Source organism: Lentzea sp. NPDC020367, assembly GCF_044387305.1.
GTDB lineage: Bacteria > Actinomycetota > Actinomycetes > Mycobacteriales > Pseudonocardiaceae > Lentzea.
In genome coordinates this window covers 700,687-717,063 of the sequence record NZ_JBIRVV010000001.1, presented here as the reverse complement: position 1 = coordinate 717,063, position 16,377 = coordinate 700,687, and the positions used below count along the sequence as shown (strand labels likewise).

Annotated in this window: 13 protein-coding genes; 5 read left to right on the top strand and 8 right to left on the bottom strand. The window is 70.3% G+C overall.

Annotation, left to right across the window (positions count from 1 at the left end):
• The first annotated feature begins 7 nt into the window (after positions 1 to 7).
• Positions 8 to 1,369, top strand: coding sequence for an alpha-amylase family protein (locus ACH413_RS03150; protein WP_360030057.1), 1,362 nt, complete (start codon positions 8 to 10; stop codon positions 1,367 to 1,369).
• A 50-nt stretch (positions 1,370 to 1,419) separates the two neighbouring features.
• Here ACH413_RS03150 and ACH413_RS03145 read toward each other — a convergent pair whose 3' ends face one another.
• The 4 genes from ACH413_RS03145 to ACH413_RS03130 form a co-directional block, all read right to left on the bottom strand.
• Entirely contained in the window at positions 1,420 to 2,541 is a 1,122-nt protein-coding gene (locus tag ACH413_RS03145; RefSeq protein ID WP_360030374.1) for a S1 family peptidase, read from the bottom strand.
• A 170-nt stretch (positions 2,542 to 2,711) separates the two neighbouring features.
• Entirely contained in the window at positions 2,712 to 3,812 is a 1,101-nt protein-coding gene (locus ACH413_RS03140; RefSeq protein ID WP_360030055.1) for a zinc-binding dehydrogenase, read from the bottom strand.
• Complete coding sequence (locus ACH413_RS03135) at positions 3,809 to 4,222, bottom strand: thioesterase family protein (protein ID WP_360030053.1); 414 nt, start codon at positions 4,220 to 4,222, stop codon at positions 3,809 to 3,811. The genes ACH413_RS03140 and ACH413_RS03135 overlap by 4 nt, the downstream gene beginning before the upstream one ends.
• A gap of 13 nt (positions 4,223 to 4,235) precedes the next feature.
• Positions 4,236 to 6,605: a LuxR C-terminal-related transcriptional regulator gene (locus ACH413_RS03130; RefSeq protein ID WP_360030051.1), complete on the bottom strand. Its 2,370-nt coding sequence runs from the start codon at positions 6,603 to 6,605 to the stop codon at positions 4,236 to 4,238.
• 188 nt (positions 6,606 to 6,793) lie between these two features.
• On the opposite strand from ACH413_RS03130, the gene ACH413_RS03125 reads away from it, so the two are divergent.
• On the top strand, positions 6,794 to 7,645 hold the full coding sequence (locus tag ACH413_RS03125) for an alpha/beta hydrolase family protein (protein ID WP_396424841.1): 852 nt from the start codon (positions 6,794 to 6,796) through the stop codon (positions 7,643 to 7,645).
• Between the two features lie 60 nt (positions 7,646 to 7,705).
• Here ACH413_RS03125 and ACH413_RS03120 read toward each other — a convergent pair whose 3' ends face one another.
• Entirely contained in the window at positions 7,706 to 8,908 is a 1,203-nt protein-coding gene (locus ACH413_RS03120) for a hypothetical protein (protein ID WP_360030049.1), read from the bottom strand.
• 99 nt (positions 8,909 to 9,007) lie between these two features.
• Here ACH413_RS03120 and ACH413_RS03115 point away from each other — a divergent pair, with 99 nt between their 5' ends.
• Positions 9,008 to 10,798, top strand: coding sequence for a hypothetical protein (locus tag ACH413_RS03115; protein ID WP_360030047.1), 1,791 nt, complete (start codon positions 9,008 to 9,010; stop codon positions 10,796 to 10,798).
• Here ACH413_RS03115 and ACH413_RS03110 read toward each other — a convergent pair.
• Positions 10,795 to 11,964: a transcriptional regulator gene (locus ACH413_RS03110; RefSeq protein WP_360030045.1), complete on the bottom strand. Its 1,170-nt coding sequence runs from the start codon at positions 11,962 to 11,964 to the stop codon at positions 10,795 to 10,797. The genes ACH413_RS03115 and ACH413_RS03110 overlap by 4 nt on opposite strands.
• Before the next feature lie 98 nt (positions 11,965 to 12,062).
• Between ACH413_RS03110 and ACH413_RS03105 the strand changes: the two genes are divergently transcribed.
• Complete coding sequence (locus tag ACH413_RS03105) at positions 12,063 to 13,859, top strand: NAD(P)/FAD-dependent oxidoreductase (RefSeq protein WP_360030043.1); 1,797 nt, start codon at positions 12,063 to 12,065, stop codon at positions 13,857 to 13,859.
• Here the strand turns inward: ACH413_RS03105 and ACH413_RS03100 are convergent.
• The gene (locus ACH413_RS03100) at positions 13,852 to 14,661 is read right to left on the bottom strand and encodes an SDR family NAD(P)-dependent oxidoreductase (RefSeq protein ID WP_360030041.1); all 810 of its coding nucleotides are present in this window, start codon (positions 14,659 to 14,661) and stop codon (positions 13,852 to 13,854) included. The two genes, ACH413_RS03105 and ACH413_RS03100, sit on opposite strands and share 8 nt — an antisense overlap.
• A gap of 44 nt (positions 14,662 to 14,705) precedes the next feature.
• Between ACH413_RS03100 and ACH413_RS03095 the strand changes: the two genes are divergently transcribed.
• Positions 14,706 to 15,110 carry a MarR family transcriptional regulator gene (locus ACH413_RS03095; RefSeq protein ID WP_360030039.1) on the top strand — a complete coding sequence of 135 codons (405 nt, stop codon included), beginning with the start codon at positions 14,706 to 14,708 and terminating at the stop codon, positions 15,108 to 15,110.
• Here ACH413_RS03095 and ACH413_RS03090 read toward each other — a convergent pair.
• Complete coding sequence (locus tag ACH413_RS03090) at positions 15,107 to 16,339, bottom strand: FAD-dependent monooxygenase (protein ID WP_360030037.1); 1,233 nt, start codon at positions 16,337 to 16,339, stop codon at positions 15,107 to 15,109. The two genes, ACH413_RS03095 and ACH413_RS03090, sit on opposite strands and share 4 nt — an antisense overlap.
• Between the last annotated feature and the right edge of the window lie 38 nt (positions 16,340 to 16,377).

Genomic DNA, 16,377 nt, shown 5'->3' with positions numbered 1-16,377 from the left:
AGACAACGTGGTTTCCTCGGCTTCGCGCACCCTTCTAGCGGTGCTGCTGATCGTCGGACTGTCCACACCGGTGCAAAGTCTTGCGGCGCCACCGGGCGCCAAGGACGTCACCGTCACCCTGTTCCAATGGCCGTTCGCCCGCGTGGCAACGGAGTGCACGAACGTTCTCGGGCCCAAGGGCTACGGCTACGTCGAGGTCTCCCCCGCGACCGAGCACATCCAGGGTCCGCAGTGGTGGACCAGCTACCAGCCCGTGAGTTACCGGATCGCGGGCAGGCTCGGTGACGAGAACGCGTTCCGCAACATGGTCAGCACCTGCCACAACGCGGGTGTGAAGGTCATCGCGGACGCGGTGATCAACCACATGAGCGCCGGATCCGGCACGGGCACCGGTGGTTCCGGCTATTCGAAGTACAACTACCCGGGCTACTACAGCGACTGGGACTTCCACTCGTGCCGCTCGGCGATCAACAACTACCAGGACCGCTACAACGTCCAGAACTGCGAGCTCGTCAACCTGTCCGATCTGGACACCGGCAGCGACTACGTGCGCGGGGCGATCGCCGGGTACCTGAACCGGTTGATCGGCATGGGCGTGGACGGGTTCCGGGTCGACGCGGCCAAGCACATCGCGACCGCCGATCTGGCCGCGATCAAGGGGAAGCTGAGCAACCCCAACGTGTTCTGGGTGCACGAGGTGATCTACGGCGCCGGCGAGGTGGTGCAGCCAGGCGAGTACACGGGGTCCGGTGACGTGGACGAGTTCCGGTACGCCTACGACGTCAAGCGGATCTTCCAGAACGAGAACCTGGCCTACCTCAAGACGTTCGGGCAGTCGTGGGGCTTCCTGCCGAGTGGCCAGGCACGGCCGTTCGTCGACAACTGGGACACCGAGCGCAACGGGTCCACGTTGACGTACAAGGACGGGTCGACCTACACGCTCGCGAACGTCTTCATGCTGGCGTGGAACTACGGTGCGCCGCAGGTGTATTCGGGCTACGAGTTCACCGACAAGGACGCGGGTCCGCCCGGCAACTCGGTCTGCTACAGCGGCTGGAAGTGCCAGCACGCGTGGACGCAGGTCGCGAACATGGTGGCGTTCCGCAACACCGTCGCGGGCACCGACGTGAACAACTGGCAGGACAACGGGTTCGACATGATCGCGTTCGGCCGCGGCAGCAAGGGATTCGTCGCGATCAACCGCGAGACGTTCGCGGTGAGCCGCACGTTCCAGACCGCGTTGCCGGCCGGAAGTTACTGCAACGTCCAGGAGAACGGCTGTGTCCGCGTGACCGTGGACTCGCAGGGCAGGTTCACGACGACGCTCGGCGCGGGAACTGCGCTGGCGTTGCACGTCAACGCCCGCTAGGAGATCACCGGCTGTCCACCACGCGAAGTGGTGGACAGCCGGGAGTTTCATCAGGCGGTGTGCAGCCTCAGGTCGTAGACGTTGAGGATCTCGTTGATCGGCTGGAACCACGTGCGACCGCCGCTGGAGCAGTTGCCGTAGCCGCCGGACGTGACGCCCTGGGCCTGGTCACCGGTGATGAACGAGCCACCGGAGTCGCCGCCCTCGGCGCAGACCGAGGTGCCGACCATCTGGTAGACCGCGCCCTGCTGGTAGTTCACGGTCTCGTTGCGGCCCTGGATCACGCCGCAGTGCCACTGGGTCGTCGAACCGGAGCGGCACACCGAGGTGCCGACCGGCGCCTCCCACGAACCGCGCACCAGCGCGTCCGGCACGCGGCCCCAGCCGAGCACGACCGGCACGGTCCACCAGCCACCGCCGGTGCGGACCCACGCGTAGTCGTTGCCGGGGAACGACGAACCGGCGAAGTTGCCCTGGTAGGAGCGGTCCCAGCCGTAGACGGCCGCGCCGTTGCCGCCGCAGTGGCCGGCCGTGACGTAGCCGCCGTGCACGGAGAAGCCGATGGAGCAGCGGACGTTGCCGGTGTAGTACGGGTCGCCGCCGACGGTGCCCGCGGCGAACGTCTGCGGTTGCCGCACGCCCTCGGTGCGCACGGTGATGGCACCGAACTGACGTGCCTTGTCCAGGAACGAGGCCACCTCGGCGGTCTGCTTGCCCGCCTCCACGCTCACCTCGACGGTGCCGGTGCGCGCGTCGGGTCGCCAGCCCGCGACCGCGGACGGCACTGCGCCGGTCGCGGACAGGGCGTCGAGGCGGTTCTTGTGGGCCGCCATCGAGTTCGCCGAACGGCCGACGACCACCGCTTCGGCACCGGTGGCCTCGACCTTGCGGGCGGCGGAGGTGTCCGTGACCGCGACGACCAGGCGGTTCTTCTTCTCGTCGAACCAGCTGCCGGCGAGTGCGGCACCGGCCTCGCCTTCAGCGCGCGGGGCGAGGGCCGACGCGCGTTGTTCCTCGTCCAGACGCAGCCGCGCCTGGCTCTCGGTCAGCCCGAACGCCGAGCTCATCGCGGTGAGCAGGCCGGGTGACAACTCCTTCTCCGACGCCTGGGCCGGAACGGCGAAGGTGGACCCGACCAGCACGAGTGCCAGCGCGGGCACGATTCTGGGCATGGTGAAGCGCATGCTCTTCTCCTTGTCCGTGCAGGGATCGCCACCCGCCCCGTTGCGAATGACGACGAACATGAGAGCGCTCTCACCGTGCAGCAGGCAGACCTCGGTGGTCAACAGCTGACACCGGAACTGTCCTGCCCGATTCGTGCCCGGATGGGCTGAATCGGGCGTTACTCCATCACGACGACCTGCCGGACGGCCTCCCCGGAGGCGAGCTTCGCGAACCCGTCGTTGATCTCGTCGAGCCGCAGCCGACCGGACAACAGTCCGTCGACCGGCAGCCGTCCCGCGCGGTAGAGGTCGACGAACCTGGGCACGTCCCGGCGCGGCACGCACGAGCCGAGGTAGCTGCCTTTGAGCGTGCGTTCCTCGGCGACCAGGTTCAGCGCCAGCAGCGACACGGTGCGATCGGGGTGCGGCAGGCCGACGGTGACAGTGGTGCCGCCGACGGCCGTGGCGGCGTAGGCCTGTTCGAGCACCGCCGCGACGCCGGTCGTGTCGATGACCTTGTCCGCGCCACCGCCGGTCAGGTCGCGCACGTGGGCGACGACGTCCGGGCCGCCTGCGGCTTCGTGCGTCGCGCCGAGCGTGAGAGCGAGCTTGCGCTTGTGCTCGACCACGTCCACCGCGACGACCTGCGTGGCACCCGCCGTCACGGCCGCAAGCACCGCCGCCAGGCCGACGCCACCGAGCCCGAACACCGCGACCCGGTCCCCCGGCTTCACCTCGGCGCTGTAGAACGCCGCTCCCGCACCGGTCAGCACCGCGCAGCCGAACAACGCGGCGATGTCGAACGGCAGGTCGTCCGGAACGCGGGTGGCCGACCGGTCAGAGATCACCGTGTACTCGGCGAACCCGGACACGCCCAGGTGGTGGTGCGGGCGCGTGCCGTCCGGGAGGGTCCAGCGCCGCTGCCCGCTGAGCAGCGTGCCGTCACGGTTCGCCGCGGCTCCTGGTTCGCACAACGCCTGACGGCCCGACGCGCACCGGCGGCAGGCACCGCACGCGGGCACGAACGACAGCACGACGTGGTCGCCCGGCGCGAACTCGGCGTTCGGGCCCGCCTCCACGACCTCGCCCGCCGCCTCGTGGCCGAGCACCATCGGCAGCGGCCGGATGCGCGAACCGTCGATCACGGACAGGTCGGAGTGGCACAGGCCGGTGGCGTGCACGCGCACCAGCACCTCGCCGGGACCGGGCGGGTCGAGTTCGAGGTCCACGATCTCCAGCGGCCCGCCAACTCCGGTCAGCACCGCGCCTCGCGTCTTCACGCCACCACCAGCCCTTCCATCGCCGTGCGCAGGTTCGCGGGGATCTCCGCCGGCTTGCGCGTCGCGCGGTCCACGAAGACGTGCACGAAGTGGCCTTCCGCCACGACGTCCTCGCGTCCCTCGAAGAAGAACCCGACCTCGTAGCGCACGCTCGACCGGCCGAGGTGCCCGACGCGCAGCCCGGCGTCGACCGCTTCCGGGAAGGAGATCGAGGCGCGGTAGTTGCAGTGGGACTCCACGCAGAGCCCGATCTGCTGCCCGGCCTGGATGTCCAGCCCGGCGCCGATGAGCCACGTGTTGATCACCGTGTCCATGAACGCGTAGTGGACGACGTTGTTCACGTGGCCGTAGACGTCGTTGTCCGCCCATCGGGTCGGAATCCGCTGCCAGTGCCGGTACTGCTCGCGCACACAACCTCCAAGATCAATCGAGTCTCCTGCTGAGCTCGACCCTCGACCGCACGCCGAGCCGCGCGAAGATGTTGCGCAGGTGGTGTTCGACGGTGCGGTGGCTCAGGAACAACCGCGCGGCGACCTCGCGGTTGGTGGCGCCCTCGGCGACCAGCCTGGCGATCTGCGCCTGCTGCGGCGTCAGGCCGGGGTGGTCCTTGGGCTCGCTCGTGGAGTCGCCGGCCGCGCGCAGTTCGGCGCGAGCCCGTTCGACCCAGTGATCAGCCTGGTACGACTGGAAGATGCGCACGGCGTCACGCAGGTGTTCGCGCGCCGCCTTGGGCTTGCGCCCGCGCCTCAGCCGGTTCCCGTACAGCAGCTCGGTCTTGGCGAGCTCCAGAGCCGTGCCGCTCGCGCGGTGCAGCCGGATGGCCTCCTCGAAGTGCTCGTCGGCCGTACCGGTCTCCATCAGGCCGTGGCAGCGGTGCGAGAGTGCCATGCGGGCCGTGCTTCCCGTTGTGCCGGCCCACTTCTCGTACGGCTGGAGCGCTCTGTCCGCTGTGGACGGTTTGCCGCACGCCACGGCGGCCTCCACCACGTGTGGTGCGGCCATGACCTTGATCCCGGCGTGTCCCGGCTGCAGCCGCAACCGGTCGAGTGCGTCGGCGGGCCGGTCGCGGGCCAGGTCGACGCACGCGAACGCCCACGCGCCGAACGTGCCGGGCCGGGTGAGTCCGCGCTGGGTGATGTGCTCGGTGGCGGTGTCGATGCGGTGCAACGCCGTGTCCGCGTCACCACGCAACGCCGCCAGCAACGCGAGGATCGTCAGGTGGTCGACCACGGCGTTGTGCTGCCCGATCGCCGTGGCCGCGTGCACGCCCTCGGTGGCCGCCGTCAGCGCAGCCGCGTGCTGGTCCAGCAGCAACGCCGACAACGCCCGGTACACCAGCGCCCACGGCACCAGCGCGACGAACCCGCTCTCCCGCGCCGCCGTCACCGCGCTGGTGGCCATCTCGTGCGACCGGGCGGCGTCCCCGAGCACGTAGGCGGCCTGGCTCGCCCAGATCCGCGCCTGCGGTCCGGGGACCTGGTCGGCGAGGTCGACGACGGTGCGCAGCGCGGGCAACGCCTCGTCGTGGTGGCCGTCGAACGTCGCCAGCATGCCGGTGAGGTGGTCGAGCGTGAGCCGGGTGGCGGGCGGCTCGTCGTCGCGGCGGATCTCCCTCGCGAACTCGGCGACCGCGGTGTAGCGGCGGTGGTCCCCGGCGATGCTGGCCGCCTCGCCGGCGAACCCCAGTGCCGCCACGGCAAGCGTCCGACGGGTGCTGACCAGGCCTTTCGCCGCGCGCACCAACCGGTCCGCCGCCACGTCCGGGAGACTCTCGCCGAGGTCGATGCCGCCGACGACCAGGTCCATGAGCGCCCTGAGCTCCGGGGTGTGGGTCATCCGGACCGCGGTGCGCAGGACGGCCCGCGACCGGTGCGGCGCTCCGTGCGCCCAGTGGTCGGCGGCGGCCTTGAGCAGGCGGTGCGCCTTCTCCTCGGGGTCGGTCGTGAGCCGGGCCGCGCGGTCGTGGTCGCGGGCGGCGGTGGCGAAGTCGCCACACAGACGGGCGTGTTCGGCGTGGGTGGTGAGGACGTCGGCGAGCCCGGTGTCCTGGGTCGTGACCGCCTGGTGCCACGTGCGCCGGGCACCGGGCGGCAAGGTCTCCGCGAGTTCGGCGTGGGCCCTGCGCCGCAGCGGCAGCGGCACGTCCGCCTGCAGCGCGGACCGGACCAGCCTGCGCGGGTCGACCAACGGGCCCGCCTCGATCACCGCGTCCAGGTCGAGTGCCTCGGCGTCGATCTCCTCGTCCACCGCGGCCAGCGCGACGACGTGCTGCGCCTGAGGCGACAGGCTGTCGAACCGGGCTCGCCACCGCAGCCGCAGCGAGCTGTTCTCCGGCAGCACCTCCGGCGCCGCCGCGATGCCTCCCAGCTGCGCGGACGTGAGCGATCCCGCGAGCTCGACCAGCGCCAGCGGGTTCCCGCAGGCGAGGTCGGCGAGGTCCGCGGCGAGCGTGGCGGGCAGGCCGGGCACCAGGTCGTGCAGCACCCGCAGGCTCGTCGCGGGGTCCAACGGGTCGAGCGTGACGCTGGGCAATCCGCACGCCTCACCCTCGGTCGCGATGAGCAGCGCGGCCCTCGTTCCGACGACGTCCCGTGCGAGCTGCACGAGGTCATCGTCGAGTTCGCGGACATCCACGCACAACAACGCGTCGTAGGTCTGCCGCACGGCGTCGAGCAGCGCCGTCTTGCCCGAGCCGGCCTCGCCGCGCAGCACGAGCACCCCGCCGCGCCCAACGCGCGCACGGTCCACCAACGCGTCCACGGCGACGCGTTGCCGCTCTCGGCCACGCAGCATCGGCCCAGTCTTACGGCGGTAGCGGCCCCTCCGGAAGGGGTAACGCCCAAATTCACCTACCACCGTTAGTTTTGCCACCGAAGTTGTTCACCGAGACCGGTGGTTGCACCGATGCGGACCCGGCGGCCGGGGCAGGAGGGTCGAGGACGTTCCTCCCCTGTTCCCTGCCGAATGAGGTGTACAGCGCTGTGCAACTCCGCACCCTGATCCCCATCGCACTCTCCCTGGTGCTCGTCACGGGCACTGCCGCCCGAGCGGCCGACAACCCGTACGAGCGCGGCCCCGCACCGACCAACTCGAGCATCGAGGCCTCCCGCGGCTCGTTCGCCGTGTCGGAGACCTCGGTGTCGTCCCTGGTGGGCGGCTTCGGCGGCGGCACGATCTACTACCCGACCAGCACCTCCGCCGGCACGTTCGGCGCCGTGGTCATCTCCCCCGGCTACACCGGCACGCAGTCGAGCATCTCGTGGCTCGGCCCGCGCCTGGCCTCGCAGGGCTTCGTGATCTTCACCATCGACACGAACACGATCTACGACCAGCCCGACAGCAGGGCGTCGCAGTTGCTGGCGGCGCTCGACTACCTGACCCAGCAGAGCTCGGTGCGCACCCGGATCGACTCCTCGCGGCTGGGCGTCATGGGCCACTCGATGGGCGGTGGCGGCACCCTGCGCGCCGCCAGCCAGCGTCCGGCACTGCAAGCGGCGATCCCGCTGACCGCCTGGCACACCACGAAGAACTGGTCGTCCGTCCGCGTCCCGACCCTGGTCGTCGGCGCCGAGAGCGACTCGGTCGCCCCGGTCGCGTCGCACTCCGAGCCGTTCTACACGTCACTGCCGTCCACTTTGGACAAGGCGTACCTCGAGCTCAACAACGCCTCGCACTTCGCACCCAACTCGTCCAACACGACGATCGCGAAGTACAGCATCTCGTGGCTCAAGCGGTTCATCGACAACGACACCCGCTACGAGCAGTTCCTCTGCCCGGCGCCGGGACGCAGCACGCTGATCGAGGAGTACCGGGACACGTGCCCGCACTCCTGATCCTCTGAACACGGGTCGCGGCGCCACCCCGAGCGCGGGGCGCCGCGACCCGACCCACGTTCAGCTCCTGGTCCTGCGCCTGCGCAGCCACCAGACGGTGAACACCACCATCAGCAGCAGCACCAAGGTGATCACCAGGTCCCACGGCACCGTCCTCGCGCGCTTCGCGGGTTCGGACCCCAGGGCCCGGATCTGCACCGTCACCCTCTCCGTCGCCGCGGCCAGGCTCACCTCCCTGTGGGGGAACGCCTTCTCGACCTCCGCGGTCACGACCACCCGCTCCACCTGTTCGGGCGCACGGCGATCCGGGAACCCGACCCTGACGGCGTTGTGCTCCTCCACCTTTGCGGGAATTCCCTCGGTCCCGAGGATCTTCAGGCCTTCCGGCAGGTAGAGGCTCCCCTTGTAGCTGTCGTAGGCGGGGCCTCTCGCCCGGAACTCGCCGATCACCTTGATCCGTTCCCCCACCGCCAGGTCTCGCGGGGACGTCGAGCCGTCGGGGTTGACGACGGTGATCCCCAAGGGCTCGACGGTGTTCTGGTCGGCCTTGACGAACGCCGTGTCGACGTCGTCGATGTCGGTGCCGGGGACGTCGACCTTGAGCACCTCGGACCTGCCGTCCGCCACGTCGAACTTCGACACCTGGTCCTCGTCGGCGTCGTCGGACCGCCAGTGGGCGACGCCCCAGGTCGTCTTGTCGATGCCGAGACGGTCGGCGGACGTCAGCTGGTAGTGGTCGACCGGGAGGTCGCGGAAGCAGTACGTCCCGTCGTCGGCGGTGTACGCCGTGCGTTCGCCACCGACGTTCACAGGATGACTTGCCCGGATCGCGTGGCCACCGATCCGGCGCTCACCGTCCTGCCGCTGACCGTCGGCGTTCTCGTCGAGCCAGGCCGTTCCGCAGATCGCGGCGCCGTGCACGCCGATCATCAGTTTGTCGCCGGGATCGACCGCCGCGACCGCCCTCGTCGTGACCACGTACTGGTTCTCCGGGAACGCCACCGCCCACGGGCGCGGTTCGAGCTTCGCCAGTCCGTGGTCGTCGGTGTACATCGGATAGCCCTCGGTGTCCGGATAACCGCGGAAGTTGGGATTCGTGAGCTTGAAGTAGGCCTGAGCGAACGGCGGTTCGTCGGCCTGCCGCGCACCGTCGCGGTTGCGGTCCCAGAAGACCTCGACCTCGGCGCCGTCCTGCGCCGCCGCGACGCCCGTTCCTCCCGTCGCCAGCAGGACGACGAGCACGAAGATGACTTTTCTCAGCACAACCCGGAAGTGGCCGGCTCGCCGGAAACCGTTGCACGGGGGGCCACTCGATCGGCCCAACGGAGTAACGGCCGGACCGGGCGCTCCTATGAAGCAGGGGTGACGCCGCCGCGTACCTCGAAATCCCGTCGCCGGGCGACCATCTGGATCGCCGTGGTCGTGGTGCTCGCGTGCGCCACCACAGCGGTGATCGCCGTCCGGTCTGGCTGGTTCCGGTCGGGGTCGTCCGCGACGGACTCCGCCACCGTCGGCCGGGACGGCGTCGACCTCACCGTCGGCGGCGTCCACGTGCACGGCCCGGCCGGCGTCGCACCGGAGGGCACGACCCTCACCGTGCACACGACCACCGCCGCGCCGCCCGATCTCAGTTCGAAGATCACCGCGAACACGGCGTCCGGCGTCGAGATCTCGTTCGGTGGCCGTCAGCCGGAGAAGCCGCTGGAGCTGCGGTTCCCCGTCACCGGCACGCCACCTGAGGGACAGAACGCGGCCCTCGTCACCACCCCGTCCGACGGGTCCGGGGCGCACCTGATGCCCGCCTCGTTCGACGCCGCCACCAACACGATCACGGCCACCACCGAACACCTGAGCTCGTTCTGGCCGACCTTCGTGGACCTGCGCGCGGCGGGCCGGGCGGTCGACGAGTTCGTCGGCAAGGCACTGGGCATCACCTCGGCGCGACCGGACTGCGCCGGAGCCCCCGCCACCGACCCGTCCGGCATGAAGATCGCGATCGACGGCGACTACTCCGCCACCGCCAAGCCTGTTCTGTGGCCGTGCGTCAGCGTCGAGAACGGGCAGATGACGGTCGCGCTGACGAGCAACTCGCCGTTGCCGTGGCGAGTCCGCGCCGCACCCTCCGCGACCCTGGAACCCCAGGGCGAGATCGACCCCGCCAAGGCCGTCGTGCTCGCCGGGTACCACGCGCTGGCCACCAAGCGCCCCTACGCGGAGGGGCTGCTCATCCCCGGCAGCGAGATGAAGTACCGGTTCGCGGTGTCCTCGTTGCCCGCGACCGTCGAGGGCCAGGTCGACGTCGGCACGTGGCTCGTCATGGAGCTCGTGTTCGCGGTGCAGGCGATCATGGCGCTGTTCCACGTCGACCTCGGCGCCGTGACCGACAACGTCGCGGTGCTCGGCTGTCTCGGCGACGCCGTCGACGCGGCGAAGCTGGACGGCAAACCGGGCGCCGACGCGGTGGCAGCGCTCGCCAAAGCCGCGTTGTCCTGCCTGGAACCCGTGGCCAAGGCGTTGGGAGGCGCGCCCTCCGTCGCCGCGAGCTTCGTCCTGCTCGTCCTGTCGAGCGGTGCCGCGCTGGTGTTCGGCGGCCTGCAGGGCGCCGTGATGTCGCTGACCGGCACGGACAGGTTCAAGGTCGCCCTCACCGGCACCGGCAGGCCCGTCAGCGCGGCCGACCTCAACTCCGCACCCGTTCCGAGCATGTGTCAGCACCCCGCCGGCAAGCTGGTCAACGGCTCACTCCCCGGCATCCCCGAGATCGACGGCTTCGTCAGTCTGCTGACGAAATCTCCCGGCAGGGTCGACAAGCCGATCGTCCTGGGCGACCTCGACGGTGACGGCACCCAGGACGCCGCAGCCGCGTTCTCGTGCTCGCGCGGCGGGGTCGAGTGGCCCCATCACGTCGTGCTGTACGGGCCGGGACCCAAGATCCTGGGTTCTGTCCACCTCGGCGACTTCACCGAGGCAGAGCACTCGACCGTGACGCGGATGAGCATCGTCAACGGCGACGTCGTGCTCGCGTGGAGTTCCTACGAGGGCGCGTCGTTCTGCATGCGCACCTGGAGCGGACGCATCCACTGGAACGGTTCGAAGGCGGCGATGGCCGACCTGAAGCAGCTGTCGGGACCGCCTGCGGGGAACAGGTGCTAGTCGACGACGGTCATCCGCACGTCGCCGGACAACCGATAGGGCCGCGTCTCCACCAACGCGCCCAGCAGCCGTCGTAGCCGCGACACCTCGGCCCGCACCGTCACCACGTGCTCGGCGTCCCCGTACAAGGCGTTGCTCAACGCCTCGGCAGACAGCCCGGCCCGTCCGGCGCGGTGCAGCAGCACCAGGATCTCCGCGTGCCGCCGGGTGATCGTGCGCCGCCAGTCCGCGTCACCACCGGACAACCGGACCTGCGGTGTCCGGGTCAGGTCGAGCTCCAAGCCGACGGTGCGGTCCACAGAGGTCGGTCGGATCAGCCAGCCACCCGCGAGGCGTTCCGGCGTGCAGGCGCCGAGTCCCGGCACCGCGACAGGTCGTCCGGCAACGGGAACGGCGATCCGCGACCCCACCGCGACTCCGTGCGAGGCCGCCACCCACCCGTCGTCGTCCACGACGAGCGACGGCCCGGTGAGCAGGGCCGCGGACCGCAACCGGTCGAGCCTTTCCTGGTGGTAGCGCCACAACCGCGACTCGGCCAGCATGCGGCCGGTCTCGACCAGCGCGCCGATCGCCGGATGCAGGGTCAGCGCCGGCCCGCTGACGTCGATCACCCCGAGCAACGAACCGGTGCGCGGGTCGTGGACCGGGGTCGCGGTGCAGTACCAGGGGTGCTGGCCCTGCTCGAAGTGTTCGCCCGCGAGCAGTTCGACGGGGGCGGCCTCGGCCAGAGCGGTGCCGATGGCGTTGGTGCCGACGCGGCGTTCGGTCCAGTCGGCGCCCTCGAAGAAGCCCAGCGCGTCGGCACGACGCCGGACCGCGGGAGTGCCGGAGCGCCAGAGGATGACGCCCTCGTGGTCGGTCACCACGAACAGCAACTGGGAGGCGTCGGCCAGCGATCCGACAATGGCCCGCAGGTCCGGGACCACCTCGCGCAACGGGGACGCTTCCTGGCGGCGACCGATCTCGGCCGGGCTCAGCCAGTCGCGGGTGTTGACGTCGTCGGCGCGCAGACCCAGGTCCAGGACTCGGTTCCAGGATCGGGAGACGAGCGCTCGCGGGCGCAGGGCGGAGCGACTCCCCGCGATGACCGCGTCGTGCATGCGCACGAGTTCGCGGGCATACGTGGGCAGGTGCTGACCGGGCGGCACTGCCCTGGGCACGCTCACCGTCCGAGCATGGACCAGGCGTGCAATCCGGTGCAACGGTTTCGCCGAAGCGCGGGAAGGAGGTGAATCGGCGGCAGGACGACTGACGAGGAGCCGCGATGACGCAGACCATGGATCGCACGGCGCAAGCTCGCGCGGACGCCTGGCTCGCCGAGTTCGAGGCGGCGCTCAAGGCACGGGACGTCGACGCCGCCGCCGGCCTGTTCGCCACCGACAGCTACTGGCGCGATCTCGTCGCCTTCACCTGGAACATCAAGACCGTCGAGGGCCGCGAGGGCGTCGCGGACCTGCTCAGCGCGTGTCTCGACGGCACCGATCCGGAGAACTTCCGCACGACCGAGACGCCATCGGAGGCCGACGGGGTCGTGGAGGCGTGGCTCGAGTTCGAGACCACCTCAGGCCGTTGCAAAGGGCACCTGCGGCTCAACGACGAGGGCGCGTGGACGCTGCTGACGAGCCTGCACGAGCTGAAGGGGTTCGAGGAGCACAAGAAGGACACGCGGCCCAAGGGCGTGCGGCACGGCGTGATCGAGGAACGCCGGTCGTGGGCCGAGGAACGCGAACGCGAGCAGGCCGAACTCGGGTACGCGCAGCAGCCGTACGTCGTGGTGATCGGCGGCGGACAGGGCGGCATCGCGCTGGGTGCGCGGCTGCGGCAGCTCGGTGTGCCCGCGCTGGTGCTGGAGCGCAACGACCGGCCCGGCGACTCGTGGCGCAAGCGGTACAAGAGCCTCTGCCTGCACGACCCGGTCTGGTACGACCACCTGCCGTACCTGCCGTTCCCGGACAACTGGCCGGTGTTCGCGCCCAAGGACAAGATCGCGGACTGGCTGGAGATGTACACGCGGGTGATGGAGGTGCCGTACTGGACCCGTTCGGAGGTCAAGGAAGCGACCTACGACGGTGCACAGTGGACGGTCACGGTCGACCGCGACGGCGAATCCGTGACCCTGCACCCTAAGCAGCTCGTGTTCGCGACCGGCATGTCCGGCAAGGCGAACGTGCCGACGTTCCCCGGTGCGGAGCTGTTCGAGGGCGACCAGCACCACTCGTCGAAACACCCCGGACCGGAGGCCTACGCCGGACGCAAGGCCGTCGTGATCGGCTCGAACAACTCCGCCCACGACATCTGCGCGGCGCTGTGGGAGCACGGCGTGGACGTCACGATGGTCCAGCGCTCGTCGACGCACATCGTGCGCTCGGACTCGTTGATGGACATAGCCTTGGGCGATCTCTACTCGGAACGGGCCGTCGCCGCCGGCGTCACGACCGACCGCGCCGACACGATCTTCGCCTCGCTGCCCTACCGGATCCTGCCGCAGTTCCAGATCCCGGTGTACCAGCAGATCAAGGAGCGTGACGCGGACTTCTACGCACGACTGGAGAAGGCCGGTTTCGACCTCGACTGGGGCGACGACGACTCAGGGCTGTTCCTCAAGTACCTGCGCCGTGGCTCCGGCTACTACATCGACGTGGGCGCCTCGGAACTGGTGGCGGACGGCAAGATCAAGCTCGTTCGCGGCCAGGTCGACCGCCTGACGAAGAACGCCGTCGTGCTGTCCGACGGCACCGAACTGGAGGCCGATCTCGTCGTCTACGCCACCGGCTACGGCTCGATGAACGGCTGGGTCGCCGACCTCGCCGGGCAGGAGATGGCGGACCGGGTCGGCAAGTGCTGGGGCCTCGGGTCCGGCACGACCAAGGACCCCGGCCCGTGGGAGGGCGAGCAGCGCAACATGTGGAAGCCGACCCGGCAGCCCGGCCTGTGGTTCCACGGCGGCAACCTGCACCAGTCGCGCTACTACTCGCTCTTCCTGGCGCTGCAACTGAAAGCGCGGTTCGAGGGCGTGCCGACGCCGGTCTACGGCGCGCAGGAGGTGCACCACCTCAGCTGAGCAGCGTCTCGGTCTCCTCCCACAGCAAGCGCTGGACGACGCCGCGCCCCGCCTCCGGGCACGCCAGGGGCGCGGCGTCCTTCACCGAGAAGTAGCCGCCGGTGACGTCCGCGAAGCCGGGGTCCACCACGAGCCGCGTGATGATCGACGCACCACGAGCGGGGTCGCCGATGCGCAACGCGTGCAGCGCCTTCTCCAGCAGGCCCGAGAACGGCAGTTCACGGCCGAGGCCGGTGGTGTTGAAACCGGGGTCGCAGCAGTTGGCCGTGACCCCGGTACCCTCCAGCCGCCGCGCAAGCTCCTGGCTGAACATGATGTCCATCAGCTTGGTCCGGCCGTAGTGGGCGGCGGACGTCAGCGCGGTGGCCGGATCGAGGCTTCGAGCCTGCCGTGCCGCCTCGGACGCGACGGTGACGACGCGGGCGGGTGCCGAGGCGATCAGCTTGTCGCGCAGGGCGTTCGTCAGGACCCACGGCGCCAGGTAGTTCACGGCGGTCATCTCGGGCACGCCGTCCGGGGTGACGCGCGGGCTGAACGCGTGGATCCCGGCGTTGTTGATCAGCACGTCGACGCGGTCGTAGTGCGCGTCGATCGCCTTCGCCGCGCGACGGATGTCCTCCAGCGAGGACAGGTCGGCGACGAAGGCCGTGACGGTGACGCCCGCCCCGATCTCGGCACGCAGGTCGTCCACCTTCGAGGCGCTGCGGGCGACGACGCCCAGGTCGAAGCCGCGGCGGGCGAGGTCGAGCGCGACGAGCCGGCCCAGGCCGTGCGTCGCGCCGGTGATGATGGCGGTGGTCATGGTTCAATGATGCACGATACTGAGGTACCTCACAAAGGAGGCCGATGGACGCCGCCGACGTCGGACTGCGCTACCTGATGACGTCCGCCAGGATCCGCAGGGCGGTGGACGAGCACCTGTCCGGGACCGGGGTGTCGCTCGCCCGCACGAAGATCCTCCAGGTGCTCACGAGGCTGGGGCCGGTCAAGCAGACGCGGCTGGCCACCGAACTCGGCATGGCCGCCCGGTCGATCACCCAGGCCGTCGAGGCGATGGAGCGGGACGGCCTGGTGCGCAGGACGTCCGATGCCGCCGACAAACGGGCCAAGGTCGTGTCCGCGACCGACGAGGGCGTCCAGGCCCTCGCTGCGGGCGAGGAGGCGGGCACCGACGTCCTGCGGGAGATCTTCGGACGCCTCGACGCACGTCAACTGCGGGCGCTGAGCGAGGTCCTCGACGTCCTGGACTAGGCGAGGTGCCCGTCGGGACGCACAAGGCCGGCGGCCGTCTCGACCGGACGACCGGACCGCAGCCGGGTGAAGAGCGTGCCGTCGTCGGGCACCCGCCGGCCGTTCCCGTAGTCGACGTCGAGCCCGGACAGCCGTTCGGCGAGCTCCTTGGACATGTCCGGCGCGGTCGCGATCAGCCCGCTGACGACCGCCCGCAGCGCCTGCCCCTCGGCCGAGTACGCCGTCATCAACGCGGTCTGGGCCCTGGTGTGGCGGAGCAGATCGGCGCCCACCGGGTGACGTTCGGAGTGGTAGGTGTCGAGCAACGAGTCGTCCGCGCGCCCGGTCACGACGGCGGCGAGTTTCCAGCCGAGGTTGTGCGCGTCCTGGATGCCGACGTTCATGCCCACTCCCCCGGTCGGGAAGTGCATGTGCGCGGCGTCTCCGGCCAGGAGAACGGAACCGGACCGGTAGGCGGAGGCCTGGCGGGTGGCGTTGCCGAAGCGCGACAACCACTTCGGGTCCCGCAGGCCGAAGTCGGTGCCCGCGATCGCCTTGACGGTTGCGCGCAGTTCGTCGAGGGTCAGCTCACCGGGCCACTCGGGACGGTTCGTGGCGGGGTCGCCGCCGACGATCCGATGCACCCCACCGGGCAGCGGCACGACCATCAGGCCGCCGTCGGGGCCAGTGAAGCTCGCGAACCCCCGCGCGGGCGGATCGTCGAGGACGACGTCGCCCAGCCAGCCCCAGGTCGTGGCGGCGGTGCCGGGGAAGTCGATGCCCGCGACCTCGCGCACGGTGCTGCGGGTGCCGTCGCAGCCGACCACATACCGTCCAGCGACTTCACCATCAGCCAGCTCGACCCCGTTCGGGGTCAGGCCGACCACCTGACAACCCCTCCTCACCGTCGCGCCCATGCCGACGGCGCGTTGTTCGAGCAGCTCCTCGGTGCGGACCTGGGGCAACGCCAGCGTGAACGGATACGGCGTGTCCAGCACCGAGAAGTCCATGCGGTCAGGCAGCCCGCCGAAGTGCCCGTTCGGGATGCGGATGCCCTCCTCCAGGAACAGCTCCACCACACCCCGGCAGTCGAGGATCTCGATCGTGCGGGGGTGGATCGTGAGCGCCTTGGAGTTCTCGTCCCTGTTCAGCCGGGTCTCCAGCACCACCACGGAGGCCCCTCCCAGCCGCAGTTCCCCTGCCAGCCAGAGGCCGGTCGGCCCCGCGCCCACGATGACGACGTCGTGCATGACTCTCTCCCTTGGTCACTGACCAATGCTTCGCGGTC